32 protein-coding genes are annotated in these 23,318 nt (G+C 58.3%); 21 read left to right on the top strand and 11 right to left on the bottom strand.

Annotation, left to right across the window (positions count from 1 at the left end; translation table 11 throughout):
- The first annotated feature begins 67 nt into the window (after nt 1-67).
- The gene (locus WKI84_RS09910) at nt 68-382 is read left to right on the top strand and encodes a DUF6438 domain-containing protein (RefSeq protein ID WP_337863392.1); all 315 of its coding nucleotides are present in this window, start codon (nt 68-70) and stop codon (nt 380-382) included.
- Nucleotides 383-418: 36 nt separating this feature from the next.
- Here the strand turns inward: WKI84_RS09910 and WKI84_RS09905 are convergent, their stop codons facing one another.
- Nucleotides 419-682, bottom strand: a complete 264-nt coding sequence (locus WKI84_RS09905) for a DUF2024 family protein (RefSeq protein WP_337863391.1) — start codon at nt 680-682, stop codon at nt 419-421.
- Between the two features lie 112 nt (nt 683-794).
- Here WKI84_RS09905 and WKI84_RS09900 point away from each other — a divergent pair, with 112 nt between their 5' ends.
- The 3 genes from WKI84_RS09900 (at nt 795) to WKI84_RS09890 (ending at nt 3,811) form a co-directional block, all read left to right on the top strand.
- Nucleotides 795-1,520, top strand: coding sequence for an MBL fold metallo-hydrolase (locus tag WKI84_RS09900; protein ID WP_337863390.1), 726 nt, complete (start codon nt 795-797; stop codon nt 1,518-1,520).
- A gap of 81 nt (nt 1,521-1,601) precedes the next feature.
- Nucleotides 1,602-3,140, top strand: coding sequence for a thioredoxin-like domain-containing protein (locus WKI84_RS09895; RefSeq protein WP_337863389.1), 1,539 nt, complete (start codon nt 1,602-1,604; stop codon nt 3,138-3,140).
- Nucleotides 3,141-3,190: 50 nt separating this feature from the next.
- On the top strand, nt 3,191-3,811 hold the full coding sequence (locus tag WKI84_RS09890) for a nitroreductase family protein (RefSeq protein ID WP_337863388.1): 621 nt from the start codon (nt 3,191-3,193) through the stop codon (nt 3,809-3,811).
- On the opposite strand, the gene WKI84_RS09885 is transcribed toward WKI84_RS09890, so the two are convergent.
- Complete coding sequence (locus WKI84_RS09885; protein WP_337863387.1) at nt 3,805-4,575, bottom strand: DUF432 domain-containing protein; 771 nt, start codon at nt 4,573-4,575, stop codon at nt 3,805-3,807. The genes WKI84_RS09890 and WKI84_RS09885 overlap by 7 nt on opposite strands.
- A 124-nt stretch (nt 4,576-4,699) precedes the next feature.
- On the opposite strand from WKI84_RS09885, the gene WKI84_RS09880 reads away from it, so the two are divergent.
- Both WKI84_RS09880 and WKI84_RS09875 read left to right on the top strand, forming a co-directional pair.
- A complete protein-coding gene (locus WKI84_RS09880) occupies nt 4,700-5,650 on the top strand; it encodes a mechanosensitive ion channel family protein (RefSeq protein WP_337863386.1) in 951 nt (316 codons plus the stop codon).
- 113 nt (nt 5,651-5,763) lie between these two features.
- Nucleotides 5,764-7,020 (top strand): MFS transporter, encoded by a 1,257-nt coding sequence (locus WKI84_RS09875; protein WP_337863385.1) that lies wholly within the window; start codon nt 5,764-5,766, stop codon nt 7,018-7,020.
- 38 nt (nt 7,021-7,058) lie between these two features.
- Here WKI84_RS09875 and WKI84_RS09870 read toward each other — a convergent pair whose 3' ends face one another.
- Nucleotides 7,059-7,985 carry a hypothetical protein gene (locus tag WKI84_RS09870; protein ID WP_337863384.1) on the bottom strand — a complete coding sequence of 309 codons (927 nt, stop codon included), beginning with the start codon at nt 7,983-7,985 and terminating at the stop codon, nt 7,059-7,061.
- A 71-nt stretch (nt 7,986-8,056) separates the two neighbouring features.
- Here WKI84_RS09870 and WKI84_RS09865 point away from each other — a divergent pair, with 71 nt between their 5' ends.
- Entirely contained in the window at nt 8,057-9,013 is a 957-nt protein-coding gene (locus WKI84_RS09865) for an adenylate/guanylate cyclase domain-containing protein (RefSeq protein WP_337863383.1), read from the top strand.
- On the opposite strand, the gene rpsI is transcribed toward WKI84_RS09865, so the two are convergent.
- From rpsI to WKI84_RS09845, 4 genes are read right to left on the bottom strand one after another with little or no spacing between them, the layout of a single operon-like run.
- On the bottom strand, nt 9,010-9,462 hold the full coding sequence (gene rpsI, locus WKI84_RS09860; RefSeq protein ID WP_337863382.1) for a 30S ribosomal protein S9: 453 nt from the start codon (nt 9,460-9,462) through the stop codon (nt 9,010-9,012). The two genes, WKI84_RS09865 and rpsI, sit on opposite strands and share 4 nt — an antisense overlap.
- Nucleotides 9,459-9,926, bottom strand: a complete 468-nt coding sequence (locus tag WKI84_RS09855) for a 50S ribosomal protein L13 (protein ID WP_337863381.1) — start codon at nt 9,924-9,926, stop codon at nt 9,459-9,461. Before WKI84_RS09855 ends, rpsI begins: the two co-directional genes overlap by 4 nt.
- The gene (locus WKI84_RS09850) at nt 9,919-10,269 is read right to left on the bottom strand and encodes a 50S ribosomal protein L18e (RefSeq protein WP_337863380.1); all 351 of its coding nucleotides are present in this window, start codon (nt 10,267-10,269) and stop codon (nt 9,919-9,921) included. Before WKI84_RS09850 ends, WKI84_RS09855 begins: the two co-directional genes overlap by 8 nt.
- Before the next feature lie 56 nt (nt 10,270-10,325).
- The gene (locus WKI84_RS09845) at nt 10,326-10,982 is read right to left on the bottom strand and encodes a DNA-directed RNA polymerase subunit D (protein WP_337863379.1); all 657 of its coding nucleotides are present in this window, start codon (nt 10,980-10,982) and stop codon (nt 10,326-10,328) included.
- Nucleotides 10,983-11,087: 105 nt separating this feature from the next.
- Here WKI84_RS09845 and WKI84_RS09840 point away from each other — a divergent pair, with 105 nt between their 5' ends.
- The 6 genes from WKI84_RS09840 (at nt 11,088) to WKI84_RS09815 (ending at nt 14,929) form a co-directional block, all read left to right on the top strand.
- Complete coding sequence (locus WKI84_RS09840) at nt 11,088-11,777, top strand: ribosome assembly factor SBDS (RefSeq protein WP_337863378.1); 690 nt, start codon at nt 11,088-11,090, stop codon at nt 11,775-11,777.
- A gap of 176 nt (nt 11,778-11,953) precedes the next feature.
- On the top strand, nt 11,954-12,862 hold the full coding sequence (gene rrp4 / locus WKI84_RS09835; RefSeq protein ID WP_337863377.1) for an exosome complex RNA-binding protein Rrp4: 909 nt from the start codon (nt 11,954-11,956) through the stop codon (nt 12,860-12,862).
- Nucleotides 12,859-13,599, top strand: a complete 741-nt coding sequence (gene rrp41 / locus WKI84_RS09830; protein ID WP_337863376.1) for an exosome complex exonuclease Rrp41 — start codon at nt 12,859-12,861, stop codon at nt 13,597-13,599. Before rrp4 ends, rrp41 begins: the two co-directional genes overlap by 4 nt.
- Entirely contained in the window at nt 13,596-14,423 is an 828-nt protein-coding gene (gene rrp42 / locus WKI84_RS09825) for an exosome complex protein Rrp42 (RefSeq protein ID WP_337863375.1), read from the top strand. The genes rrp41 and rrp42 overlap by 4 nt, the downstream gene beginning before the upstream one ends.
- Complete coding sequence (locus WKI84_RS09820) at nt 14,413-14,646, top strand: 50S ribosomal protein L37 (protein WP_337863374.1); 234 nt, start codon at nt 14,413-14,415, stop codon at nt 14,644-14,646. Before rrp42 ends, WKI84_RS09820 begins: the two co-directional genes overlap by 11 nt.
- Complete coding sequence (locus WKI84_RS09815; RefSeq protein WP_337863373.1) at nt 14,621-14,929, top strand: KEOPS complex subunit Pcc1; 309 nt, start codon at nt 14,621-14,623, stop codon at nt 14,927-14,929. The genes WKI84_RS09820 and WKI84_RS09815 overlap by 26 nt, the downstream gene beginning before the upstream one ends.
- Nucleotides 14,930-14,934: 5 nt before the next feature.
- On the opposite strand, the gene WKI84_RS09810 is transcribed toward WKI84_RS09815, so the two are convergent.
- Nucleotides 14,935-15,315: a hypothetical protein gene (locus tag WKI84_RS09810; RefSeq protein ID WP_337863372.1), complete on the bottom strand. Its 381-nt coding sequence runs from the start codon at nt 15,313-15,315 to the stop codon at nt 14,935-14,937.
- A 243-nt stretch (nt 15,316-15,558) separates the two neighbouring features.
- Between WKI84_RS09810 and WKI84_RS09805 the strand changes: the two genes are divergently transcribed.
- The 3 genes from WKI84_RS09805 (at nt 15,559) to WKI84_RS09795 (ending at nt 17,745) form a co-directional block, all read left to right on the top strand.
- On the top strand, nt 15,559-16,002 hold the full coding sequence (locus WKI84_RS09805; protein ID WP_337863371.1) for a prefoldin subunit beta: 444 nt from the start codon (nt 15,559-15,561) through the stop codon (nt 16,000-16,002).
- 47 nt (nt 16,003-16,049) lie between these two features.
- On the top strand, nt 16,050-16,880 hold the full coding sequence (locus WKI84_RS09800) for an ERCC4 domain-containing protein (RefSeq protein WP_337863370.1): 831 nt from the start codon (nt 16,050-16,052) through the stop codon (nt 16,878-16,880).
- A gap of 94 nt (nt 16,881-16,974) precedes the next feature.
- A complete protein-coding gene (locus WKI84_RS09795; RefSeq protein ID WP_337863369.1) occupies nt 16,975-17,745 on the top strand; it encodes a rhodanese-like domain-containing protein in 771 nt (256 codons plus the stop codon).
- On the opposite strand, the gene WKI84_RS09790 is transcribed toward WKI84_RS09795, so the two are convergent.
- Together WKI84_RS09790 and WKI84_RS09785 are read right to left on the bottom strand one after the other, a co-directional pair.
- The gene (locus WKI84_RS09790; RefSeq protein WP_337863368.1) at nt 17,735-18,241 is read right to left on the bottom strand and encodes an NOB1 family endonuclease; all 507 of its coding nucleotides are present in this window, start codon (nt 18,239-18,241) and stop codon (nt 17,735-17,737) included. The two genes, WKI84_RS09795 and WKI84_RS09790, sit on opposite strands and share 11 nt — an antisense overlap.
- Nucleotides 18,231-19,064, bottom strand: coding sequence for an NAD(+)/NADH kinase (locus WKI84_RS09785; RefSeq protein WP_337863367.1), 834 nt, complete (start codon nt 19,062-19,064; stop codon nt 18,231-18,233). Before WKI84_RS09785 ends, WKI84_RS09790 begins: the two co-directional genes overlap by 11 nt.
- A 344-nt stretch (nt 19,065-19,408) precedes the next feature.
- On the opposite strand from WKI84_RS09785, the gene WKI84_RS09780 reads away from it, so the two are divergent.
- The 4 genes from WKI84_RS09780 (at nt 19,409) to WKI84_RS09765 (ending at nt 21,540) form a co-directional block, all read left to right on the top strand.
- Nucleotides 19,409-19,804, top strand: coding sequence for a hypothetical protein (locus WKI84_RS09780; protein WP_337863366.1), 396 nt, complete (start codon nt 19,409-19,411; stop codon nt 19,802-19,804).
- A 177-nt stretch (nt 19,805-19,981) separates the two neighbouring features.
- The gene (locus WKI84_RS09775) at nt 19,982-20,251 is read left to right on the top strand and encodes a hypothetical protein (protein WP_337863365.1); all 270 of its coding nucleotides are present in this window, start codon (nt 19,982-19,984) and stop codon (nt 20,249-20,251) included.
- Nucleotides 20,252-20,329: 78 nt separating this feature from the next.
- Nucleotides 20,330-21,184, top strand: a complete 855-nt coding sequence (locus WKI84_RS09770) for a sulfurtransferase (protein WP_337863364.1) — start codon at nt 20,330-20,332, stop codon at nt 21,182-21,184.
- 35 nt (nt 21,185-21,219) lie between these two features.
- Complete coding sequence (locus WKI84_RS09765; protein ID WP_337863363.1) at nt 21,220-21,540, top strand: hypothetical protein; 321 nt, start codon at nt 21,220-21,222, stop codon at nt 21,538-21,540.
- A gap of 55 nt (nt 21,541-21,595) precedes the next feature.
- Here the strand turns inward: WKI84_RS09765 and WKI84_RS09760 are convergent, their stop codons facing one another.
- Nucleotides 21,596-22,447: a hypothetical protein gene (locus tag WKI84_RS09760; RefSeq protein ID WP_337863362.1), complete on the bottom strand. Its 852-nt coding sequence runs from the start codon at nt 22,445-22,447 to the stop codon at nt 21,596-21,598.
- Nucleotides 22,448-22,635: 188 nt separating this feature from the next.
- Here WKI84_RS09760 and WKI84_RS09755 point away from each other — a divergent pair.
- On the top strand, nt 22,636-23,318 hold a 683-nt coding region (locus tag WKI84_RS09755; protein WP_337863361.1), incomplete at its 3' end, for a hypothetical protein.

The raw sequence follows: 23,318 nt of genomic DNA, 5'->3' as shown, positions 1-23,318 counted from the left end.
TAAGGTACAATATCAGCAACTGTCCCGACGAGTGGGCAATTAGCCTGAAAACGGTAAATAACGAGATTTGCGGGACAGTCTTGAAATTGTAGTGGTCTACGAGGGCCGCGCATTTGTAAAGGTGGAAGGGGAGCAGAGGTCGCAGATCCCGCAGTCCGACGTGAAAGAGCTGGTCGACTCGTTTTATGAAGCAGGCTTTTTCTCGCTGCGAGACAGATACGAGCAGCCGGTGACGGATCTGCCGTCGCAGACAACGTCGATAACTCTTGATGGCACCACTACAAAGACCGTCCACCGCTACGGGTTTGAACCCGAAAGGCTGGCGATGCTTGAAGACAGGATAGACGAAATAGCGGGGACGGAAAAATGGGTAAAAGGATAAGGGAAGAAAGAATGGAAAGTTTTTTCCTTCTTTCTTTTACTGCGGGCAGCCTTCCATCTTTTGTATCCAGTAGCCCTGCTGCTTGATGGACTTTTCCACAAACGGCGGAGCTTCCTGGATGTGGCAGAACTGGCACTCTTCTGAGGTCATCTTCTGGCCGGCCTGGCCCGCCTGCGCCAGGTACTGCTTGCCATACTCGATGGCCTTGTCGTGGGGGGTGCTTGCCTCCACCACGACGTCAAAGTGCATTATCTTGCCGTCCTTTTTCTGCACGTATGTATCGTAAACTGCGCATTCCATGTGGAAAAAGGCGCCGGAGACGGTATTTAATCTATGAGCCTCCTTTTCACACTCGATAAAGTGGATTTAAGGTTATTATGCCGGCCAGATGTTGCCGACTCCGTATAACCCCATGACACTTGCGTTCAGGCAGATAAAAAGGATCGATTCGGGGTGCGTCACCTACCTCGTCGGCTCGCAGGAGACCGGCGAATGCGCGATAATCGACCCTCTCTTGGACACCGAATACGTCGTCGAAGAGGCGAAAAAGGCCGGCTTTGCAAAAATAACGCACGTCATAGACACGCACACGCACGCCGACCACATCTCCGGGGCGCGCAGCCTGGCAAGGCAGTTTGGGCTTGCCGGCGTCCACATGCACGAAAAATCGGGCAGCAAATTCAAGACCATCCCTGTCAAGGACGGACAGGCCATCAAACTCGGCAACCACGAATTGCGGTTCATCTACACGCCCGGCCACACGTACGACCACGTCTGCGTGCTGGTCGACGGCAGCAAGCTGCTGACAGGCGACACCATGTTCATAGGCGACGTAGGCAGGATAGACCTTGGAGGCGACGCACGGGACAAGTCCGACAGGCTCTACGACAGCCTGCGCCGTCTGCTGGAGCTTGCCGACAGCGTCGAGGTGTACCCGACGCACGTGGGGGCCGCGCACCACCTCGGCAACGCCAAGACCTCGTCTACAATCGGCTACGAGCGCACAGGCAACGGCGCGCTCAAGGCGCTCAGCGACAGGGAGGCGTTCTTCAAGTACATGACGGAGGACTGGCCGCCCAAGCCGCCGGACTACCAGAACATCATCAGGCTGAACAAGGGCGAAGTGTCTGTGCCGTAAACTGTTTCTGCGTGCCTGACTTTGCAGCGTATATATGCATACATGCAAGTTTAAATCCGATTCAGGCCAAGTTGAAGCGTAATGCTTGGAGGCAGACCGCGGATCTCGGCTGGCACCGGAATCTACAAGGCGCGTGATTTCCCGCAGGGCTTTGAATGGCTCAACGTGGACAGGCCGCTTTCCCTGCACGAGCTGAAGGGGCACGTCGTCGTGCTCGATTTCTGGACGTACTGCTGCATAAACTGCATGCACACGCTGCCGACCCTTGAGTGGCTGGAAAAGAAATACAGCGGCCAGCCCGTGGTCTTTATCGGGGTGCACTCTGCGAAATTCTCAAACGAGCAGGTGGCTGCAAACATACGGGAGGCAATTGGCAGGTACGAGATATCGCACCCGGTGGTGGCCGACAGGGACATGGAGATTTGGCGCTCGTACAGCGTGACTGCGTGGCCCACCATAGTCATCATCGACCCAAAGGGCAACGTGGTCTACCAGCAGGCAGGCGAGGGCCGGCGGGACGAGCTGGACGACGTGATATCGGTGCTGCTGGAGCAGCACAGAAAGGCCGGGACGCTTGCGCAAGAGCCCGTCAGGATAGAAAGGCCAGCTCACAAGAAGAAAAGCACGCTGTCGTACCCGGGCAAGCTGGCCTTTTCACCTGACCAAAAGACGCTTGCGATAAGCGATTCTAACCACAACCGCGTCCTGCTGGTCGACCCTGAAACCGGCAAGGTGAAGGGCAGGATAGGAAGCGGCGAGCGGGGGCTGCAGGACGGCGGCTTTGCAGAGGCGCGCTTTTTCCGCCCGCAGGGGCTTGCCTGGGCCGGCAATGAAAAGCTGTACGTCGCCGACACGGAGAACCACGCCCTGCGCGAGATAGACCTTGCCTCGCAGACAGTAAAGACGCTGGCCGGCGACGGCAGGCAGGGCCAGTGGGTGCCTGGGGCAAACGACGCCAGGGCGACGAGGCTGAGCTCGCCCTGGGACCTCGCATACGACGCCGCAAGCGGGTTCCTCTTTATCGCGATGGCCGGCCTGCACCAGATCTGGGCCTACCATGCCGGATCTGGGAGGATAGGGCCCTTTGCCGGCTCTGGCTATGAAAACATCGTGGACGGCTCGCTTGCAGACGCCCAGTTTGCGCAGCCAAGCGGGCTGTCGCTGTACGGCACCTTTTTGCTAGTCGCAGACAGCGAAGTGTCTGCCGTCCGCCTGATCGATCTATCGTCATCAAAGAAAGGAGGGCAGCAGGTCTATACGCTCGTGGGCGCCGGGCTGTTCGAGTTTGGCCACCGGGACGGGCCCGTGGAGCAGGCGCGCCTGCAGCACCCGCTTGGCGTCCACTGCGCCGGCAACAAAGTTTACGTCGCTGACACGTACAACCACGCGATAAGGCTCATCGACCTTGCCGAACAGAAGGTATCGACGCTGGTGGGCAAAGCGGACATGAAGACAATGTGCCGGCTGGACGACCCGTCGTGCGACACGCTGGGCCTGTACGAGCCGTCAGACGTGAAACAGAAAGGCAACGTGCTGTACATCGCAGACACGAACAACCACCTTGTGCGCACGTTCGACCTTGAAAAGATGGTGCTAAGAACCCTGCCGGTGCAGGAATAAAAGAAAGAAAAAAAGAAAAGCATTTCAGCAAAGCACGCGCCATCTAAAGCGTGTATCCGTCAGACATATTGACGCGGCTCTACGCAGGCGAGGAAAGCGAAAAGCTGTACCCGAAGGAGGAGCAGGCCGAGGCAGTCGTAGGCGCCGAGGACATCCTGCAGACCAACATATTCAACGTCATGCTGAACCGCAGGTCGCAGCGCAAGTTCGAAAGCAAGCCTGTGGAGGACTGGAAGATGGAGATGATATTTGCAGCGGCAGACACGGCGCCTACCGCAGGCGGGTTCCAGGGGTTCGAGATATTCCACGTAAAGAACCAGGAGACAAAAACCCGGCTGGTCGAAGCAGCAAACAGGCAGCCCTACGTCAGCGCGCCAGAAGTGCTCGTGTTCTGCATGAACCCTGAAAGGGTCAAGCTCAACTTTCCGCCGGAAATAATAAGGAAATTCTCTGTGCAGGACGCCACGCTTGCAGCGGCGTACGCGCAGCTGGCGGCACACGCACTGGGCCTCTCGTCGGTGTGGATAGGCATGATAGACGAGAAAAAGGTGATGGAGGCGCTCTCGACCGACCTCGTGCCCTCGTCCATCCTGTGCATCGGCTACCCGCAAAAGACGCTGCAGCCCAAGCCCAAGAGGAACCTGGCCGGCCTGATACACGTGGTTCAGTAGCCTGCGTCCATGTAGAACGTGATGGTCTCCTCCTTCTGGAGCCGGCTGGTCTTGTCGGCCCTCTTGGCCTTTGTGCCAAGCAGCCGGACGTTGACCACGTCCTTGCCAAACGCCGCGTCGAGCGTCATGTCAACGGTGCCGGGCACCCACGCGTCGTCGTGGGCGTGGTCTATGATGATGCCCTCCATGGGGATTATCACCTTGCTCACCTTGACGACGTTGTCTATCATGTTTGCGATGCGTATCCTGACTATGGCCTCTTCGTACTTTTTGGCCTCTATCTGGGATTCTACGGGGCTCACCTCGGACTCTTTGAACCTGCACACGACCCCTGTCTCTGGCGGCCCATAGAGCGCGTACTGCTGTATGCCAATCGAAAAGGCGTCCAGCAGCAGTTCTTCATCCTTTGACTGGCGGAACACGCCTATCTCGACTGGCACCTTTGAATACAGCACTGCTTCGCTTTTCTGGTCAAGCACTATGTGCGACTTGAATTTCAGGTAGACGTTCCTTGCCACGGCCTTGGGCGTCTGGAACGGCGGTATGGGGAATACCCCGACCACAGCCTCCTCCTCGTCGGTCATTATTATCGACTCGGCCTTGAGCTCCTCACTGCCACTGCCGTTGTCGCCTACATGATAGCGCCGGTATACAAACGCCTTTTCCCTGCTTGTGCAGTCAAGGACGAGCCTGTTGCTGCCGAGCGTGACGGAATAGTCCTGCATCCCGTGCCGCAGCACGTACCTGCCAAGACGATCCTGCACGCCCTGAAAAAGCCGGCATTGACTAGTAAATCTTTCCGGCCATTTGTGGCCGTCCATCTTGCAGGCATAAAAAGGAGGAGGAGACAACACCTATACATAGCCGAACCTGCAATTTTGTGCAGACTTGGCAGAAGATGTCGTCAACGCCACTTCGACGTTCCTCGGGCTGCCTGAAAAGATAAACGTGCTCGGGGCGGAGGTGGCGCCCTCCGGGATCCTGCTGACAATAGCGATAATTGTAGCCGGCTTTGTGGTTGCGCACACGGCCAGGATCCTTGCCACGCGCTACATCGGCTCGCGCCTGCCGCCGGACGCAAGGCGGGCGACCGGCAGAACCCTCTATTACGGCATAGTAGCCATCGCTCTCCTCTCGGCGCTTGGCGTCTCCGGCCTCGACCTCTCCGGCCTTTTCATCGCAGGCGGCTTTGCCGGCATCATCATAGGCTTTGCGACCCAGTCGCTGTTCTCAAACCTCATCTCCGGGATATTTCTGCACATAGACAAGCCGTTCAAGATAGGCGACCCCGTGCTCGTAACGGGCAAGCTGCCCGAGGTCGCTGGCGTCATTGTCGAGGTGACTGCCCTGTCGTCGCGCCTGCGCATGTTCGACGGCACGTACGTCAGGCTGCCAAACAGCGACGTGTTCCTGTCGGAGATACGCAACTTTTCGACCACGGTGGCCCGGCGCGTCGACATGACGATAGGCATAGCCTACAAGGAAGACGCCGCCCGCGTGATTGCCCTGATAAAGAAGAGCCTGTCAGAGACGCCGCTGGTGCTTGTCGAGCCTGCGCCCGACCTGTACGTCGACGTGCTTGCAGACTCGTCCGTCAACATCAACGTCTGGTGCTGGGTGCCCTTTTCGGCCTGGTTCGAGATGAAAAAGCAGCTGCTCGAGCAGGTCAAGGTGGTGCTCGACGCAAACGGCGTCGAGATACCGTTCCCGCAGCGCGTCCTGTACATCTCAAAGATGGGGGAGCAGCCAAAGGCGAGCTCTCCTCCCTCTCCTTCGTCGGCACAGGACAGGGGGGCGGCAAGCTCCGCCGGCGTGAACCTGGAAGAGGCCGCAGGCTAACAAACAACAAACAACAACGAACTCTTCCTGCTCTTCAGAGAAAGAGATGCAAGAAAAGAAAAAGGCAGCAATGGTTACATTCCCGCACGCTCTTTCCAACCTCGGACCGGGGCATGGCGGAAAGAGAGGGCGGCGGCAGCAACAGCGATAGCAACAGCAACAGCGGCGACAACAAGAAAAACGTCTACGCCCTTGGCTTTGTGAGCTTTTTCACAGACCTGTCGTCTGAGATGGTGTTTGGGCTCTTGCCGCTGTTCCTGACGGGCCAGCTGGGCATCTCCCGGGCCGCGCTCGGGATGGTGGAGGGTATGGCAGAGATGCTCGGCTACACCGTGAGGATGGGCTCTGGCGCCATGTCAGACAGGATGCAAAGGCGCAAGCCTCTGGTCGTCATGGGGTATTCGCTGTCGGCCGCGGCCAAGCCGCTGTTTGGAGCGGCTGCGGGGTGGGCAGACGCCTTCCTCGTGCGCTCGGTAGACAGGGTCGGCAAGGGCATCCGCACGGCTCCCCGCGACGCCCTGATAAGCGAGTCTGCGCCGGCGTCCAGAGTGGGCCGGTACTTTGGCCTCCACCGGTCGATGGACCAGGCCGGCGCCATAGCCGGCCCAGCCCTTGCGTTTGCCCTTTTCCCGCTCGCCGGCTTTGACGGCATCTTTTACCTCTCGCTCGTGCCCGGCGCGATAGCAGTCGTCATACTGCTGCTCTTTGTCAAAGACCTGCCCATAGCAAAGGGGCAGGGTAAAGAAAGCAGGCCGTCAGTTTTGCGAAACGTCAGGGCGGTGCTTGCGGAAAGGAGGTTCGTGTTCCTCCTGGCAATCATGGGCGTGTTCAGCCTCGGCGCGTTCAACTTTTCCTTTGTGCTCGTGCGCGCGTCTGACATTGGCGTGGCCGACAGCCAGATAATGCTCGTCTACCTCGCCATAAACGCGGCCCACACCTTGGTGGGCTACCCCGTGGGCGTGCTTGCAGACCGCGTGGGCAGGGAAAAGCTCCTGCCTGCAGCCTACGGGGCGTTCCTTGCAAGCGCCTTTTTCATGCTGCTTGCAAGCGGCACGGACGTTGCGCAGGCGTACCTGCTGGCGGCGGTGTACGGAGCCTACGTCGGCATTGCAGAGACCGTGCAGAGGGCTGTCGTGCCGAGGTACGCCAGGAGCGAGCACAGGGCGACGGCGTACGGGCTGTATAACCTTGTCGTGGGGCTTGCGTTCCTTGCTGCCAACGTCGTCTTTGGCCTGCTGTACGACGGGATGGGGCTTGCCGCTGCGGTGGCGTACAGCGCCACCACTTCATCCATAGCTATAGCGGCGATGGTGGCGTTCATTGCAACCGCTGCAAAAAAGCCGGCAACGACGGCAGCGACGCCGCAGTAAAGCAACAGCAACAGCAACAATGACAGCAGAATATACGGCTAGCGCGCTTTTTTCAGCGCCTTTGCCACGTCCAGCACGACGCCTGCCACCGCGCCGGCCTCTTGCTCCGGTATCTTTGCCGTGTCAAACACCGCCTCGCGCTTTTTGCCCTTGACGCGCTCGACGTCTATGTAAGTGCAGGCGCCCTCCTCGCCCTGCATGAGCCTGTTGTAGTCGATGAAAACAGGCGACGTCTGGTACAGCTCGATCATCAGGTCGTTCAGCTCGGCAAAGAGCGCGCTCTTTCTCTTGCCCATGTCCTGGAACTCGGCAAACTCGCCCTCCACAGCGGCCGCCTTTTTGTCCAGCTCTTCTGCCAGCCTGTCGTCGTCAAACATCTTTGTGAACAGGTCTTCAAAGCCGAGGTCTGCAAAGCCCCTCTTTTCGAGCTCCTGCTGGAGCGCCCTGTCCACCCTGCCCGTCATGTCTTGGAACATGGCCGCCGCGCTGTCTGCCATGCCTGCAAGCTCTTTCTGTATCTCAATGACCCTCCTGTCTGCCTTGTAGTACGGCAGGGCGTGGAACTGCACCCCGAAATAGCACGACACATGGTACTTCTTGCCACTACTACCACTACCACCACTACCGCTACCACTACTACTGCTGACTTCTCTGTTGAACTGGCAGAACAGGCGGTGCAGGTCGTCCGTGTTCGACCTTGAAATGCCTGTCGCAAGCCAGCCTTCGAGCTGGTTTGTCAGCCGCTGGTAAAACGTCTGCACGTTCTGCGGGTCGAATGTGTCGACCTGCGTGACCGTGCCGTCGCCCAGCATCGCGTTTGCCTTGCGCATCTCCACTGCCGGCTTTATAGATGCAAGGTATGCCTCCTGCACCTTTTCAAAAGCGGCGTTTGCCTCCTTTGCAAAAGAGTCGTTGCCCTTGAGCGGCAGCCTCATGCTGCCTGTTGTTGCATGTGCGCCGGGCATATAATCTCAGTGACTTTAAATCTCACCGGCTCCAAGATCGGGCTGGCTGGATAGATGGGTGGCTGGCTGACGTGACTGGCAACAACAAGGAGAACAGTGCCACTTCTGGCAACAGCAGTGGCGGCGGCGCTGCGGCGGAAAAGAGGGAAAGGGAGAAAAAAGAAGCCAATGATAACAGCGACGACAATGACGATAGTGGCAACAGCACCAGCAAGAACCTTGTAGGCATGATTATGGGCGATGGCGACGGCGACGGTGGTGGCGGCGAAAGCTCGCGGCGTGCCGCGGTGGTCGTCGACTCGGAGACCCTCGTGGCACAGACGCAGGACAGGCTCTGGCGCGCGCTCAAGCGCCGGTACCAATATGACTCGTCGCTCAAGCCGGCGCAGGACTACCTCCTGAACCACGTCAGCAGCAAAATCCCGCTGGTCATAATGTACGCAGACCTGGTCGGCTCGACCAACATGAGCATGTCGCTGCCGGTCGACAAGCTTGTGACCATCATCAGGTCGTTCACGCAAGAGATGTCGTCGGTGGTGGAGAGCCACGGCGGGTACGTGCTCAAGTACGTGGGCGACGCCGTCATCGCGTTCTTTCCTGCAAGCTATAACAGGTACATGGCGTGCGACAAGGCAGTCCAGTGCGCCCGCTCGATGATAACCGTGGTGAAAAACGGCATCAACCCCATCCTCAACCAGTACGACTATCCCGAGCTTGGGGTCAAGATCGGCATCGACGAAGGCGAAAACGTCATCGTGCAGTACGGCCACGACAGGAGCTCGCCAATCGACATCCTTGGCTACTGCATGAACATTGCTGCCAAGATAACGTCGCTCACAGGGCCAAACCGCATCTCGATAGGCGAGGACGTCTACAGCATGCTGCACCCGTCGGAGAAGGCCCTGTTTGAAGAAATGGATCTGAACCCGGAAGACTGGAAGTACCGTAACCGCGTGACTGACCAGCTGTACAAAGTGTATACGCTAAAGATGAAAGAAGGAAAGGAAAGGGAAAGAAGAAGCAGCTAACGGTACGATTTCTGCTTCCTGCGCCTGGCACCGGGACCGCCGAATTTCTTGGACTCGGACTGCCTGTGGTCGCCTGCGAGGAAGTGCCTGTCGTATTCCATAAGCTTTCTGCGTATCTCTTCGCGTGCGCTCTTGGGGAACGGGTGCTCCCTGGGGTCCTTGTCGCCCTTGACATCGCCTGTCAGAGCTCTCGATATTGCGACCGCGCTGGCAAACGCCTGGCCCATGAACCCGCCGCCTGCAACCTGCACGTTGATGTCGACCCTGTTGCGCATCTCGCCCACCAAGGTAAGCGGCGTAAGGACAAGCTCCTTTGCCACCTCTGGCCTCACAAGCTCTGCCGGGACGTTGTTTATCCTGACCCTGCCCGTGCCCTTGGATATAGTCGCCACAGCCTTGCTGGTCTTCCTCTGGCCGGGGTAGAGGTCTACTTTGGCGCCTGTAGTCATGCCGAAGGCACTCCCTTCCAGCCTATCTGCTTGGCGACGTCGCCCATCGAGATATAGTATGATTCCGGCTTGGTTATCTTGGAATCCTCAAACGTCTGCATCTTGGCGTTCTTCATTTCATCCGGCACCCCGATATATACCCTGAGACGCTGGTAGGCTTCGATGCCGTGCGTCTTTTGCTTTGGCACCATGCCCCTGACCATCTTGCTCAGGATGGTGTCGGGCCGCCTCGGGTGGAACGGGCCGTGGATCGGGTTTGTGACCGAGTTGATCTCCAGATGCTCCTTGTACAGTTCTATAGTTTTATAGCGGTTGCCGGACAGCATCGCCTTTTCAGCGTTGACGATTGCGACCCTGTTGCCCTGCAACAGCAGTTTCGACACATGAGAGCACATCCTGCCTGCGATGCAGTTTGTCGCGTCTACGACTATGGTCTGCTGCGGCTTTTTAGCGTTGTCAGCCAATTATGCGCACCCCTTTGCCTTCCGGATATTTCTTGGTCAGCTCTTCCAAGGTGATCACCTTGCCGCCGACCTCGGTTATCTTTTTTACGGCCGTCTCTGAAATCGAAAAAGCGCATACCGTCAGCTTGTGGCCAAGCGCGCCGGTGCCAAGGACCTTGCCTGGGACCATCACGACCTCGCTTGCCTTCGTAACCTGCGCAAGCCTGCCCAGGTTGACCTCGCTCCTGTTGGACCTCGGGCCGGAGATGCGGCTTTCGAGATCCTTCCAGATGGGCGCCTTGCTCGCCTTGGACGCCTTGCGGAGGGTCCAGACCGTGTTGTCAACTAGAGTGTTAGCGAACATGATAGCATCTATCTCTCTATACGCTCCTAAGTTTTAACATCCCCAAATAAACGTACCTAGGCGCTCTTGGGCATCTTGAGCGATGCCATGCCCTGCTTGAAATTCTTGATCTTGGACTGCAGGCGCTCGGTGGCCTCCTTCAGTATCTCTTCAGCCGTCAGCGCGCCCGTGGTCTCAAGCACAAGGATGATCTCGTCCTCGTCCTTGCCGTCCTTGACCACCGCCGCCGAGGTGGGCTGCCACTTGGCGTGCTGCTTGCCCGTGCCTAAACGCGCATAAGCCTCGAACTTTAGCTTCTGGCTTGGAGCCAGCACCACGACCGGGATGTCCTTGCTCACCGGCCTGACCATCTCGTCTTCAGACACCATCTCGCCTGAAGTCACGACCTTGGTCTTGTCCGTCGCCTCTGCGTCCAGTACGAGGAGAACCCTGCACTTGGAGCAACCGAGAGTGCTTCCGCAGTCGCACTCGTGGGGCATGACGAACCTGCCCGGGTCGGTGCGGAGCGGTATGAGCCCAAGCCTGTGCGCGACCGCCTCGTCGTGCATCACAGACGAGTTCTCGAGAATGACGACGTCGTCTATGGCAAGCGTCGGGACCTCGCTTATCGCAAGCCTCCTCAGCGCGTTCACGTACTGCCTTGGAATATTGTTAAACTTGACAACAATCCTTTCATTGGATTTTTCAACAACTTCAACGGAAGGAGAAGCCAATACTCCGAAACTTTGCCAATTCACTCTTAAAAATCTACCGAAACTTGCAATTTTTCGCCCAGCCGACACACGCGTATAAATACACCCTGACTGGAAATATCCCTGTTGACGGACGCCAAGTTCACCATAGTGCGCCTCACGCTCGAGGGGGACAAGTTCGAGCTACTGGTCAAGCCGGACCCTGCCCTGGAATACAAACTGGGCAAGCGGTCTGACATTTCAAGCATACTTGTGTCAGACGAGGTATACTCGGACGCCAACAAAGGTTCCAGGGCCTCCACTGAAAAGATGATGAAGCACTTCCGCACCGCCGACTCGATGGAGGTGGCAAAGCAGATAATGGCCAGGGGCGAGCTGAACCTCACCACCGACCAGCGCAGAAAGATGGTGGAGGAAAAGCGCAAGCAGATAGTGAACTATATCCACCAGAGCTTTGTAGACCCCAAGACGCACATGCCGCACCCCGTGATGAGGATAGAGGCGGCGATGGAGCAGGCAAGGGTGAGCATCGACCCGCACAAGAGGGCCGAGGACCAGGCCAAGGATGTGGTGGACGCGCTGCGCTCCATCCTGCCGTTAAAGTCAGAGACTGTAAAGCTGATAGTCAAGGTGCCGCCGCAGTTTGCCGGCCAGTCCTACAGCGTGATCAAGACCGCCGGCGACATGAGGGGTGAGGAGTGGATGTCAGACGGCTCGCTGCGGGTGGTGATAGAGATGAACGCCGGCATGAGGGGCACTTTCATAGACAGGCTGGGCTCGGTGACCAGGGGCTCGGCCGAGGTCAAAGAGGGCTAGCGGCGCCCGGTTAAAATATAAGTCACCTGTAGGTACTTGCAGGAAAGAAGAGGAGAGAAAGAAAATAGAAATGATGACGGCAATAGAAGACGCATTTTGTTACTACTACTGCTGCTACTGCTACAGCTACAAAAACAACGGCGGGCAGTGCCCGGCAATGGTGGTCTGACTGACACATGCATGACGTGAAGAGACGGTACGTTATACCCGGAGACAAGATAGCCGAGGGCAACTACAGGCCCATAATGAACGTGACCAAGTCGGGCAACGCCCTCATCGCGACGAGGATAGGGATTGCCGAGATGGGCAGGGACGGCGTCAAGGTGATACCGCTGTCAGGCGTCTACATACCCCGCGTCAACGACCTCGTGATAGGCAAGATAGTCGACCACACGTCGCTTTCGTGGGAGGTGGACATCAACTCGTGCTTCCCGGCCCACCTGCCTGCGTCTGACGTCTTTGGCAGGGATTTCAACCCTGCAAGGGACGACATGGGGCGCCACCTGGCAGTCGGCGACATGATAACCGCGCGCGTGATAGCGTTTGACAGGACGCGCGACCCGATGCTGACGCTACAGGACCGCGACCTTGGCAAAATTGCAAAAGGCGAATTGCTAAAGATATCTGCGACCCGCGTGCCCCGGCTTATAGGCAAGCGCGGCTCGATGATCCAGACGATAGAGCAGGCGACGCAGACCCGGGTGCTGATAGGCCAGAACGGCATCGTGGTCGTCACCGGCAGGAACCCGGAGGGCGTGGAGCAGGCAGTCAAGGCCATCAAGATGGTCGAAGACGAGGCGCACACCGCAAACCTGACCCAGCGCATAAAGGCACTCTTGAACGTTCCAGACGCGCCTGCGCCGCAGCAGCAGCAACAGCAGGAGATGGCAGCAGCAACAGCGGCGCCGCAGCAGCAGGGCAGCGGCAACGGCCCCTCCACCGCTGCAGCCGAGCCTGGGGCACAGGTGACTGAAGGGGCAGCGGCGGCGACAGCAGCAGGAGACAGCAACAGCAACAACAACGAGATGACGGCGACTTCTGCGATGACGCAGAACGAGGAGGAGGAGGTTGAAAGTCAAAAATGACACAGACAAGAAATTTGATTGACGAGAATGGAAAGCGAACGGACGGACGCGCCATTGACGAGCTGCGCGAAGTAAAGATCACCGTCGGCACGGTCAAGAACGCCGACGGCTCTGCCTTTATCGAGTTTGGCAAGAACAAGATCATCGCGGCAGTTTACGGGCCGAGGGAAGTGCATCCAAAGCACTTGCAGCAGTCCGACAGGTGCGTCCTGAGGTGCAGGTACCACATGTCGCCGTTTTCTACCGACACGCGCAAGAACCCCGCCCCGTCAAGGAGGGAGGTCGAGATATCCAAAGTCATGCGCGAGGCGCTCGAGCCGGCGGTGATGCTTGAAGACTACCCGCGCACAGCCATCGACGTGTTCGTCGAGGTGCTGCAGTCGGACGGCGGCTCCAGGTGCGCCGGCATCACGGCGGCGTCGGTGGCGCTTGCAGACGCAGGCATCAACATGCGCGACATCGTCGCGGCGTGCGCGGCAGGCAAGGTAGACGAGAAGATTGTGCTTGACATCAACGACACCGAGGACAAGGAGGGCGGAGCAGACATGCCAGTAGCATACATGCCCCGCCTGGGCCAGATAACGCTGCTGCAGCTGGACGGCAAGCTGACGCCAGAGCAGTTCAACGAGTGCCTCGATACCGCCATCAAGGGCTGCAACATGGTCTACGAGATACAGCGCAACGCGCTGATGCAGAAATACTTTGGCAACGAGACGGAGGTCCGCGAAGAACAATGAGCACTTCAAAGCGTTCAACCATAATAGTCGAGCACCTGCGCAAGCAGCAGATGCTTGAAGCCATTGCCCGGGGCAAGAGGCTGGACGGCCGCGCGTTTGACGAGCAGAGGCCGCTAGAGATCGAAACAGACGTGATAAAGAAGGCAAACGGGTCTGCCCGGGTGAAACTGGGCAACACCGAGGTCATTGCAGGCGTCAAGGTGGAGACCGGCGAGCCGTTTGAGGGGCTGGAGAACAAGGGCGCCCTCATCGTCTCTGCCGAGGTGCTCCCGGTGGCGTCGCCCCACGCAGAGCCGGGCCCTCCCGACGAGGAGGTGATAGAGCTGGCAAGGGTGGTCGACAGGGGGGTGCGCGAGTCAGAGATGGTGGACCTTGACAAGCTTGTGCTGGTCCCCGGCAAAATAGTCTACACGATATTTGTCGACTGCTCTGTGATAAACGCAGACGGCAACCTGTTTGACGCCACGTCATATGCGACCGTGGCGGCCATCCTCACCGCCAAGATACCGGTGCTGGAGATGCAGGGCGACAAGGTGGTAGACACGGGCAAGACGATGCCGATGCCTGTCACAACCGTTCCCGTTTCCATAACGCAGGTCAAGATAGGCGACGCGATACTGGTCGACCCGGTCTCTGAAGAGGAGGGCGCCATGGACGCGCGCATCACCATCTCTACCACCGAGGAGGGCTTTTGCGCGCTGCAAAAGGGCTACACGGGCTCTTTCACCATCGAGGAGATAAAGAAGGCCGCCGAGACAGCAAGGATTAAAGGAGAGCAAGTGCGGGCGAAATTGAAGGAGGCAACAACAAAGTATGGCCAATAAAAAGAGCTCGACTGCCCTCAAGGGCCACGGAGTAAAGTTCGGTGCCACGGTGCGCAAGCGTTACGGCAAGGTATACCGCACCCTGCACAAGAAGCGCCGCTGCCCGTCATGCGGATCGCTCCGGTTCGGCCGGCTCGCAGCCGGGATATGGGCGTGCCCCAAGTGCAGCTACAAGATAGCTTCGGGGGCATACGACATTGACGTCGAAAAGCTGCAGAGCTGAGATCAGGATCGGCAAGCTGGCGCCCGCAGCCGCCGCCGACATTATTTATTCGGCGCTGGCCCCGGATGTCCACAAACTCGCCGAAAAGGGCGAGCGCACCGCTTTTTCACGCACAGGCTCCTCGCTTGTTTTTAAAATAGAGACCGGCGACATTGCGTCGCTGCGGGCAAACGTCAACTCTTTCCTGCGGCTGGTCGACGCGTCGTACCGGTGCATAGGGTCGGCGGCATCGGCAGCAAAAACAACAGCAAAGGCAAAGGACCGGGCCGCAGAGAGAAAATAAACGGATCACAGGTCCAGCGTGTCGAGCATGGGGATTACCTTGCCCGTGATTATCGCCTCGGCGTCTGCGCCCGGATCGAACGACAGCATCAGGATCTTCAGCCACGAGTTTTTCCTGATGGGTATCGCCGCCCGCTTGACCTTCTGGTATGAAGTGATGGAGAACACTGCCCTGCCAAGCTTGCCCTCAAGCGTTTCCCGCGTCGCACTGCGTATCACGGCCTGCATTGCAGAAAGCTCGACCTCCTCTCTTGTCAGGAGAGGCGACAGCCCCTTGCGGTAGTGGCGGCCTACCAGCACCCCTTTCCTGTCCACGACCCCTGCAAACCTTATGGAGCTGTCAAGCCCCTGTACTCTGGTACAGAAGTCGTCAAGCGCACGCGGCAATTATTGGAATGGCAGAGATGAACACTAGTTTAAGGTTTTTCCCAATTTGTGACCTATACCAGCTATCTTGGACGATAAAAGTGAATATTATTGCCGTAAATGCCGCAAAAATGAACCGGACCAGACCCCTTTCGCCGGCTGTCGGGGCCAGGGCCGCAGAGCGCGACAAAACAGCGTTTGCTGCCTGCAACCGGGGCCTAACGCTATGATTTTATGTCCGTCTCAGCCTACTACCGCCTGCAAATGAGCGAACAGGAACTTCCACCGTGGCTCCGGGAGCAGGTGTCACGCTTGCAGCAGCTCCAGCAGAACCTTCAGGCGATAATGATGCAAAAGCAGCAGCTGGAGATTGAAAACGTCGAGACCGACCGCGCGCTTGAGGAACTCAAAAAGGCAGGCGCCGAGGACGCGGTGTACAAGGCCGCCGGCTCTGTCATGGTCAAGGCGAAAAAGGACGACGTGATAAAAGAGCTGGAGGAAAAGAAAGAGCTCTCTGCCACGCGCGTCAAGGTGCTCGAAAAGCAGGAGACCCGGGTGAAGGAGAACCTGAAGGAAGTCGAGGCCAAGATAAACGAGATGATACGCGGGAGCAGTGCTGGTGGTGGCAGTGGCAGTGTAGGGGGGCATACTTCTCCTGCTCCAGCCGCCGGCGCCGCATCAGCAGGGCCCAAGCCAAAAGCCGAGTAAGGGAGATAAAATATAACCCTGCCGCGCCCTTCCCTTTTTGCTGACTTTTGGCGCCTGATGCGACGGACAAAAGAAGGATAGTTGTCGACGAGCGAGAGCGCGCAAGCGGCATACCGGACCTTTTGAAAAAGGCAGGCGCCACAGTCGATTTTGCCCGGCTGGCTGTGGGCGACTATATCGTTTCGCCCGAGACGGCGGTCGAGCGCAAGACCGTCTTTGACCTTGTGCACTCGATATACGACGGCCGCCTGTACGTCCAGTGCTCAGAGCTTGTCAAGCATTACGCCAAGCCGGTGCTGGTAGTGCAGGGCGACCTTGCGATGCTGCAGGAGATCCCTGATGATATCATCATCAGCAGCAACGACGGCGGCGGTGGCAATGATGATGATAATGGCAGCAATAATGGTGGCAACGGGGGCAGGGAAAGCAGGCTGAAGAGGTTGCAGGAGCGCCTGCCCCTTGCGTACGACGCGCTTGCCACCGTGGCGATAGAGTTCCGCATACCGGTGCTCCACGCGCCGGACGCCGGGCAGACTGCGATGCTGCTCCACACGCTCACAAAGAGCTCAGGCAGGGGGGCAGCAGGGATGGCTGCGGGGCCGCTCCTGAAAAAGATACGGAAGGAAAACCCGGTCTACCTCCAGCAGCTGCACGTGCTTTCGTCGGTGCCGGGCGTAGGCGACAAGCTGGCTGCCCGGATGCTTGAAAAGTTCAAGACGCCTCAGCGGGCGCTCAACGCGTCGGCGGCCGAGCTTGCGACCATACAGGGCTTTGGCCTTGCGCGCGCCCAGCGCCTGCGCAGGATCCTCGATTCGGCCGCAAAAACCGACACGGTGATCCAGCGCACGCTTTTTGAGGACAAAGAAGAGGGTGGATAGGGAGGAGGAGATGGAAGGAGAGGGGAGAGGAGAGGCAGGGGACAGAAATGCACGTGAATGATATAATAACGCCTTGCGCTCAATCCCGTGCGATATGGTGACTGTGGACAGCAAGTGGCTTGCAGCCAATCTCGATAACCCCGGCGTGGTCATACTCGACACCCGGGGCAGCATGCCCTACCGGTTTGGCCACATAAAGAACGCCCTGCCTTTTGGCATAGAAATGGTGGTGACGATAGCACAGAACGGCGCCAACCTGGTCATAGACGGCCAGACGGCAGAAAAGGTGTTTGGAAGTTACGGCATCGACAGCTCTAAAAAAGTGGTTGTTTACGGCGAGCCGGACGACCCGACGCCGGCAAGGGTCGCATGGAGCCTGCTGTACCACGGCCACCCTGACACGGTCATGCTGGACATCGGCTACCAGGGGTGGAAGGCGCTCGGCCTGCCTACGAGCCGCGAGATGTCTGCGCAGCCGCAGCCTGCCCAGTTCAAGTCGAGCCCGCGCCAGGAGATCCGCGCAGACGCCGAAACCATCAAGGCAAGAAAGGGCGACCCCTCATTTGTCGTGGTGGACGCGCGCACGCCGCAGGAGCACATGCAGGCGCGCGTGCCGGATTCCGTCCTGCTCAACTGGGAGGACGGCGTAGGGCAAAACGGCACGGCGTTCCTGGCCGCAGACGAGCTCCGCAAAGAGTTTGAAAGCAAGGGGATAGCGCCAGACAAGGAGGTAGTCTGCTACTGCCACTCTGGCATGAGGGCGTCGCACAAGTACATGCAGTTCCGCCTGGCCGGCTATGACAAGGTCCGGCTGTACGACGGCTCGATAATCGACTGGGCGATGCGCAGGAACCCTATCCGCTGACTGCTTCTTTTTTACTTCTGTATTTCCTTTTCAGGGCGTTGCCGCACAGCGGGCACTCTCTGGCGTCGGGGCCAAATGCCCTGCCGCAGGCGCTGCAGTAACGGGTGTATTTCCTGACCTGCCTGAGCCCCTTGCCGGAGGACATCTGCACCCTGACCCCGATGGTGGCAGCCACGTTTGCAAGGGCATAGTCGTCAGACACCAGCACCGCTTTCAGCTGCAGGGCAAGGGCCAGCACCGAGATGTCTGCCACCGACAGCCTCGGAAGGTCGCCTGTCCTGCGCGCCGCTGACGTTACCGCTTCCGTTGCCATGTCATCCGGGTCGATGATTGCCAGGTTGCCTGCGTCGATAAGGGCCTCTGTCGCCGCGGCCCTGACGTGCTTTACCTCGTCCAGGACTGCGGTGGTCGTGGCGCACTTGGCGCCGGACAGGAACGGCGTCCCGGCGTAAAAGGCCGAGGCGTCCAGCACGTATTTGAAGGATTCAAAAGCCAAGCTTGGCCAGCTGCCTCATGCCCTTTTTCTGGAGGCGCAAAAACCTCACGTCCTGCGGGTGGCGCGCTATGCGCACCTCCTGCCCAGGCTTTAGGATATAGTTCTCCTGGCCGTCGATTATGATGTGCGCCTTGTGGCTCATCTTGACCACTATTTCTTCCACCGGTATCACGAGCTGCGGCATCTTGTTCACCGGCGCAATGGGGGTCAGTATCAGGCAGCTCATCCCTTCATGAAGGACGGGGCCCCCGAGCGACAGGTTGTGGCCCGTCGAGCCGGTGGGAGTCGCTATCACGATGCCGTCCATCCTGTGGCTGATCTCGTCGCCCAGCACCTTTACCGTGACAGTCGGCGTCCTTGACATGTCTGCCCTGGTTATCAGGATCTCGTTGAGCGCCGGCGGGAAAGTGTTCTTGTTGCCGTTGCCTCCTGAAGCCAGCGACGCCTGTATCCTTATCCTGGAATCGTAAAAGCCCCTGCCGGCAAGTATGTCCCTGATCGCCCTCTCCATGTTTTCGGTATAGACTTCGGACAGTATGCCCCTGTGGCCGCCAACGTTGATGCTGAGGAGGGGCAGGTTGCCCGGTATGGTGCGGAACGCCTTGAGCGTCGTCCCGTCGCCGCCTACTGCAAATACTAGGTCGGCCCTGTCCTTCACTTCGTCCGGCTCCAGCTCGTCGCAGCCCTTGAGCTTGAGCGGCGAGACCGCAAAGGCGCGCACGCCCTGCGCGGCAAGCATCTTGGCAATCCTGGCCGCTGCCGCTTTTGCCTCGTCGCTCTTTCTCTTTGTGATTATAGCAACGCCGCGGATCCTGGCCGCCATGTCCCCAAACTACTACCCTTCATCACGCTATTGCAAGCGTCGTTCTTAAAATGCCTTGCCTTGCAGCCGCGCAGAAAAAAAAGAGAAAGAGATGGTGGGAGTGGCACAGCGGCAAAAAACGGCGACAAGAGAAGAGTCTGTTTTAGGTGCGTCTTGCGTACTTGTATGTGTAGTAGGTAGCGGCGTTGCCCGAGAGCGGGATCACTGTGAGGATAGATGAGGACATTGTAGAGGTCCTGAAGACCCAGGCGGCAAGGTCCGGGCTCAGCTTTAACGCGCTTGCAAACAGGATATTCCGGGCGTAAGTCGAGTGGGACCTCTTTGCCATAGAGGCAGGATGGGTCGTGCTGCAGAGGCCAGTCCTGCGCCGGCTGTTTGACGCGCTCGACGAAGGTACGCTCAAAGCGATAGCCGAGGCCGCGGCCAGAGAAAGCTCTGAAATCCGGATCCTGATGGTGGGCGAGGACACGCTTGCGGCCTACTACAAGGTGCTGCGGGGCCGACTGCGCAAGTCCGGCTTTGCGTTCACAGAAGCAACGGACGGCAGGGTCCGGCGGTTTACAATAAGGCACGACATGGGGAGAAAGTGGTCGTATTTTTTCAAGCACCACTACGAGGCCATGATAGCAGGGGTCGGCTATCCGTCACGGGTCAGCTTTACCGACGACACGCTGGTTATAGAAGTGGACGAGAGCAGGGCCGGCTTTGACTCAAATAACAACGACGGCCTGCGCCTCTGATCTGCATACTGAAGAAGCATATGCATACCGGCGCGTGCAGGCGAACCTCTTGCAATATTGTAATTGCACCTAGCTTATATCATGGGCAGTATTGCGCCAGTTATGGACAATAGCCGTCCCCACCACCCTTATTCCAGTCCTGTCTCCTCCACTCGGAGTTCCAAAAACGGTACGACGATGCTTGCTGACCGGGTCGCCGAATGCGTTCTGGGCCAGCTGCGAGACCTGCTTGGGCCAAAGGTGTACCCCATCCTTGAGGAAAAGCTCGAGGAACGCTTCGGGGGAAAGGACCGCCTGCGGAGAGTGCTGGTATCGAGGCCGGACAGGCTTGAAGGCGCCTTTCTGGATCTGCTCGGGCCGGAAGGGGGCCGGGCTGTGGTCAGGGTCCTGAACTGCAGTGCGGCCGCCAGGCTGCGCGCCGAGGGCCTGTACCTTTTTGACGTATAGCGGCGCTAGCAGCGATCCTAGCACCTCTTTGCAAAGGTTTTAAGTACGTGTGCGGGCTTTTGTTCATGATGATACTGTATGGTGAGCTATTCTCATCCTGAAGTACTCTGCGAGACTGACTGGGTAGCGGCCAACCTGAAAAACCCAAACATCAGGATACTCGAAGTCGACTATGACCCTGAAAACGCGTACAGGCAGGGGCACATACCTGGGGCTCATCTGGTGTGGTGGAAAAAGGACATCAACGATCCCGTGAGGAGGGACATCATCAGCAAGCAGCAGTTTGAAGCCCTCATGGGCAGGGTGGGGGCTACGCCTGACACCGAGCTCGTGCTGTATGGCGATTTCAACAACTGGTTTGCAGCCTTTGCGTTCTGGGTCTTCCAGTATTACGGCCACAAAAAGATGAAGATAATGAACGGCGGCCGCAAAAAGTGGGAGCTTGAGAAAAGAGAGTACACAAAGGACGAGCCGCAGGTTGCGCAGCCGACAAAATACGTCGCAAACCCGCCGGACGAAGGCGTCCGGGCCTACATGCCAGACGTGAGGAGGGCCCTTGAAAAGGCCGACCAGACCGTGCTTGTAGACGTGCGCTCGCCCAAGGAATTCACGGGCGAGATAACCGCCCCGCCCGAGTACCCGATGGAGCACGCCCAGCGCGGCGGCCACATCCCGGGAGCCAAGAACATCCCCTGGGCGCAGGCCGTGAAAGATGCAGACGGCACTTTCAAGAGCGCCGACGAGCTGAAGGCGCTGTACGAAGGCAAGGGCGTGACGCCGGACAAGCACGTCATTGCTTATTGCAGGATAGGCGAGCGCTCGTCGCACAGCTGGTTCGTGCTGAAATACCTGCTTGGCTATCCGTCCGTCAGGAACTATGACGGCTCGTGGACCGAGTGGGGCAACATGATAGGCAACCCGATAGAGAAATAAGCCCTCCCTTCCCTCCTTTTACCGGGGAAAGCATAATGACCCAGCAGCAACAGCCCCCTTCAGACCTGGTGAAAAAGGGGCAGTTTTACTTTATCTACGACAGGCCGCCGTTTCTGGTCATGGAGGACAAGACCAAGCGGGGCCTTGAGGTGAGAGAGCGCGCCGTGGACGAAAAGTACGGCGTCGAGGCCGAGCGGGGCATGATCCACGACATGGACGGCATAGGCCACAAGGTGGGCATAAGGTGGTATTTCCCCAAGTCGCAGTACGCGCTGGAGCAGGTCGTGCAAAAGGCCGAAGACATGGAAAAGCGCTACAGGGCGATCAGGGAAATGACGTGCCCTGACGACGAATAATGGTGTTGGCAGCGGCAGCAGCAGGCAGCGGCAGGCAGCCATGCGCTACATTTGGTCATGCTTCGGCCCTGCTGCCACTTGCAAGCCTCCACTCTTTCTCTTGTCTTCCCCCTCTCCTCCTGCCTTTTTCAAGCGGCCTCGTCGGCACCTCTTTCTTCCTGAGCTTTAGCTCGCTAAAGAGCCTGGCGGCGCTTTCGGCCTCGCTCTTGTCTACCAGGGTTATGCCAAGCTCGTCCTGCACGCCCCTTTCCCTTGCGCCTATAAGCAGCACCTGCGTGTTTTCATAGTCGAGCATCTCCGGCTCGGCGTCTATCCAGCGCCTGCCGCCGGCAAACTTTTTCATCATCTCTGCCGTGTAGCGGGGCTTTTCGCCACGCTCAAAGCCGGGGCCGCCGGCGACATCCGGGTTTTTGACCGCAATGATGTAGCCTGCCTCCTTCTTTATCTCGAATTCTTGCTGCGTCGGGCCCGGCAGCTCTGGCAGCTCTAGCACGTACGCAAGCTCTGTGTGGTCGCCGCCGTGGCTTACGATGCAATACTTGCCCTCTCCTGCAGGGGTTGCCGCCGGCACCCTCCTCCTGCCCCTTGTCTTTGTGCCGTATTCTTCTGCCAGCAGCTTTTCCCTGATGTCGTCAGGATTGGACGTGGTGAGCACGTTTAGCGCCCAGCTCCTCTCTTCCGGCGTCGACCCGCCCTTTTCTATCCCGGGCAGCTGCTTCTGGCCTATCACAAACAGCCTGTACATGCCCCCTTCAGGCGCCATGACCATGTAAAAGCGCTGGACGTCCTCCAGGCCACTCACCTCCTCGGCCTCCACCTTTGGCCTGTAAAAGAAGAATATGTCTCCCTGCTCCAGTACCTGGCTGGTTTTGCTGCCGCCACCGCTAGCGTCGTCTCTGCCAGACATCTTGGTATATATCTTGACAGAAATGGAATAAACGAGTTTTGCGGGCGGTGGCAGTTACACTTGCCTGCCTCGCGCCTTTCTCCTCTTCCCCTCCTCCCCCCAAACCCTCAGCCATGCCACAAAAGCCGGGTTCCCAAAACGAAATGCTTTTAGACCATTCAGCTGCCTAGGAAAGCAGCGACACACACATGTCTGCCTTGCTCAAGGACAGGGTCTGGACGATGCTTTCAGAGACGGCCAAGAGGGGAGTTTACCCGCTACACGGGAACAAGCTTGGCATTTACAGGATACCGATAGAGATCACGGACAAAGCCGACATTGCCAGCATACAGAACGACCTGCGCAGCTCCGGTTTTGCCATGCAGACCCACGCCGACAGGATATACGTCACCCACAAGTGGAGCGAAAAGGGCGTCGACCCCGTAACCGGCGAAGACCTGTCTGCCGACCTGAACATTACAGTCGAGATAGTGACCGGCGAGGTCGTCGACCTCATCTACCAGATAAGGCAGATAGAATACTTTGGCGACCCGTACTGGATAAGGAACTACCGCCAGACGGCCGACAGGAACGCCAAGATGGTCATTGACACTATAATACGCAACACCAAGATAGGCGACAAGCTCATCGCCCATTACCAAAAGGCAGAAAAGCTGACGCTGGAGCAGGCAATCAAAAAGCTTGAAGAGCTCACGCCACTGGCAAAGAACCCCAAGGCAAGGAGCGCCACGGCACCACCACCACCGCCGACGCAGACTGCAGCCGCCGCTCCAAAACCCGCGCCTGCAGCGGCTCCTGCAATGGCCGCTCCATCAGCAGCAGCTGGTGGCGGTGATACTACCTTCTCCCTCTCCGGAACAGGCACCAACTA

The organism is Nitrososphaera sp., from assembly GCF_037447015.1.
In the GTDB taxonomy this organism is placed as follows: domain Archaea; phylum Thermoproteota; class Nitrososphaeria; order Nitrososphaerales; family Nitrososphaeraceae; genus Nitrososphaera.
Note: the sequence above shows the minus strand (reverse complement) of the source record. Positions and strands in the feature narration are given on the sequence as shown.

Coding starts and splice junctions, on each gene's coding strand:
- WKI84_RS09870 (WP_337863384.1), bottom strand. CDS start 7,985: ATGCCCGGCGCACATGCAACAACAGGCAGCATGAGGCTGCCGCTCAAG.
- WKI84_RS09785 (WP_337863367.1), bottom strand. CDS start 19,064: ATGGCGGCCAGGATCCGCGGCGTTGCTATAATCACAAAGAGAAAGAGC.
- WKI84_RS09900 (WP_337863390.1), top strand. CDS start 795: ATGACACTTGCGTTCAGGCAGATAAAAAGGATCGATTCGGGGTGCGTC.
- WKI84_RS09795 (WP_337863369.1), top strand. CDS start 16,975: ATGGTGACTGTGGACAGCAAGTGGCTTGCAGCCAATCTCGATAACCCC.
- WKI84_RS09875 (WP_337863385.1), top strand. CDS start 5,764: ATGGCGGAAAGAGAGGGCGGCGGCAGCAACAGCGATAGCAACAGCAAC.
- WKI84_RS09905 (WP_337863391.1), bottom strand. CDS start 682: ATGGAATGCGCAGTTTACGATACATACGTGCAGAAAAAGGACGGCAAG.
- rrp42 (WP_337863375.1), top strand. CDS start 13,596: ATGAGCACTTCAAAGCGTTCAACCATAATAGTCGAGCACCTGCGCAAG.
- WKI84_RS09765 (WP_337863363.1), top strand. CDS start 21,220: ATGACCCAGCAGCAACAGCCCCCTTCAGACCTGGTGAAAAAGGGGCAG.
- WKI84_RS09805 (WP_337863371.1), top strand. CDS start 15,559: ATGAGCGAACAGGAACTTCCACCGTGGCTCCGGGAGCAGGTGTCACGC.
- WKI84_RS09895 (WP_337863389.1), top strand. CDS start 1,602: ATGCTTGGAGGCAGACCGCGGATCTCGGCTGGCACCGGAATCTACAAG.
- rrp4 (WP_337863377.1), top strand. CDS start 11,954: ATGCATGACGTGAAGAGACGGTACGTTATACCCGGAGACAAGATAGCC.
- WKI84_RS09850 (WP_337863380.1), bottom strand. CDS start 10,269: ATGTTCGCTAACACTCTAGTTGACAACACGGTCTGGACCCTCCGCAAG.
- WKI84_RS09775 (WP_337863365.1), top strand. CDS start 19,982: ATGCTTGCTGACCGGGTCGCCGAATGCGTTCTGGGCCAGCTGCGAGAC.
- WKI84_RS09760 (WP_337863362.1), bottom strand. CDS start 22,447: ATGTCTGGCAGAGACGACGCTAGCGGTGGCGGCAGCAAAACCAGCCAG.
- rrp41 (WP_337863376.1), top strand. CDS start 12,859: ATGACACAGACAAGAAATTTGATTGACGAGAATGGAAAGCGAACGGAC.
- rpsI (WP_337863382.1), bottom strand. CDS start 9,462: ATGACTACAGGCGCCAAAGTAGACCTCTACCCCGGCCAGAGGAAGACC.
- WKI84_RS09820 (WP_337863374.1), top strand. CDS start 14,413: ATGGCCAATAAAAAGAGCTCGACTGCCCTCAAGGGCCACGGAGTAAAG.
- WKI84_RS09770 (WP_337863364.1), top strand. CDS start 20,330: ATGGTGAGCTATTCTCATCCTGAAGTACTCTGCGAGACTGACTGGGTA.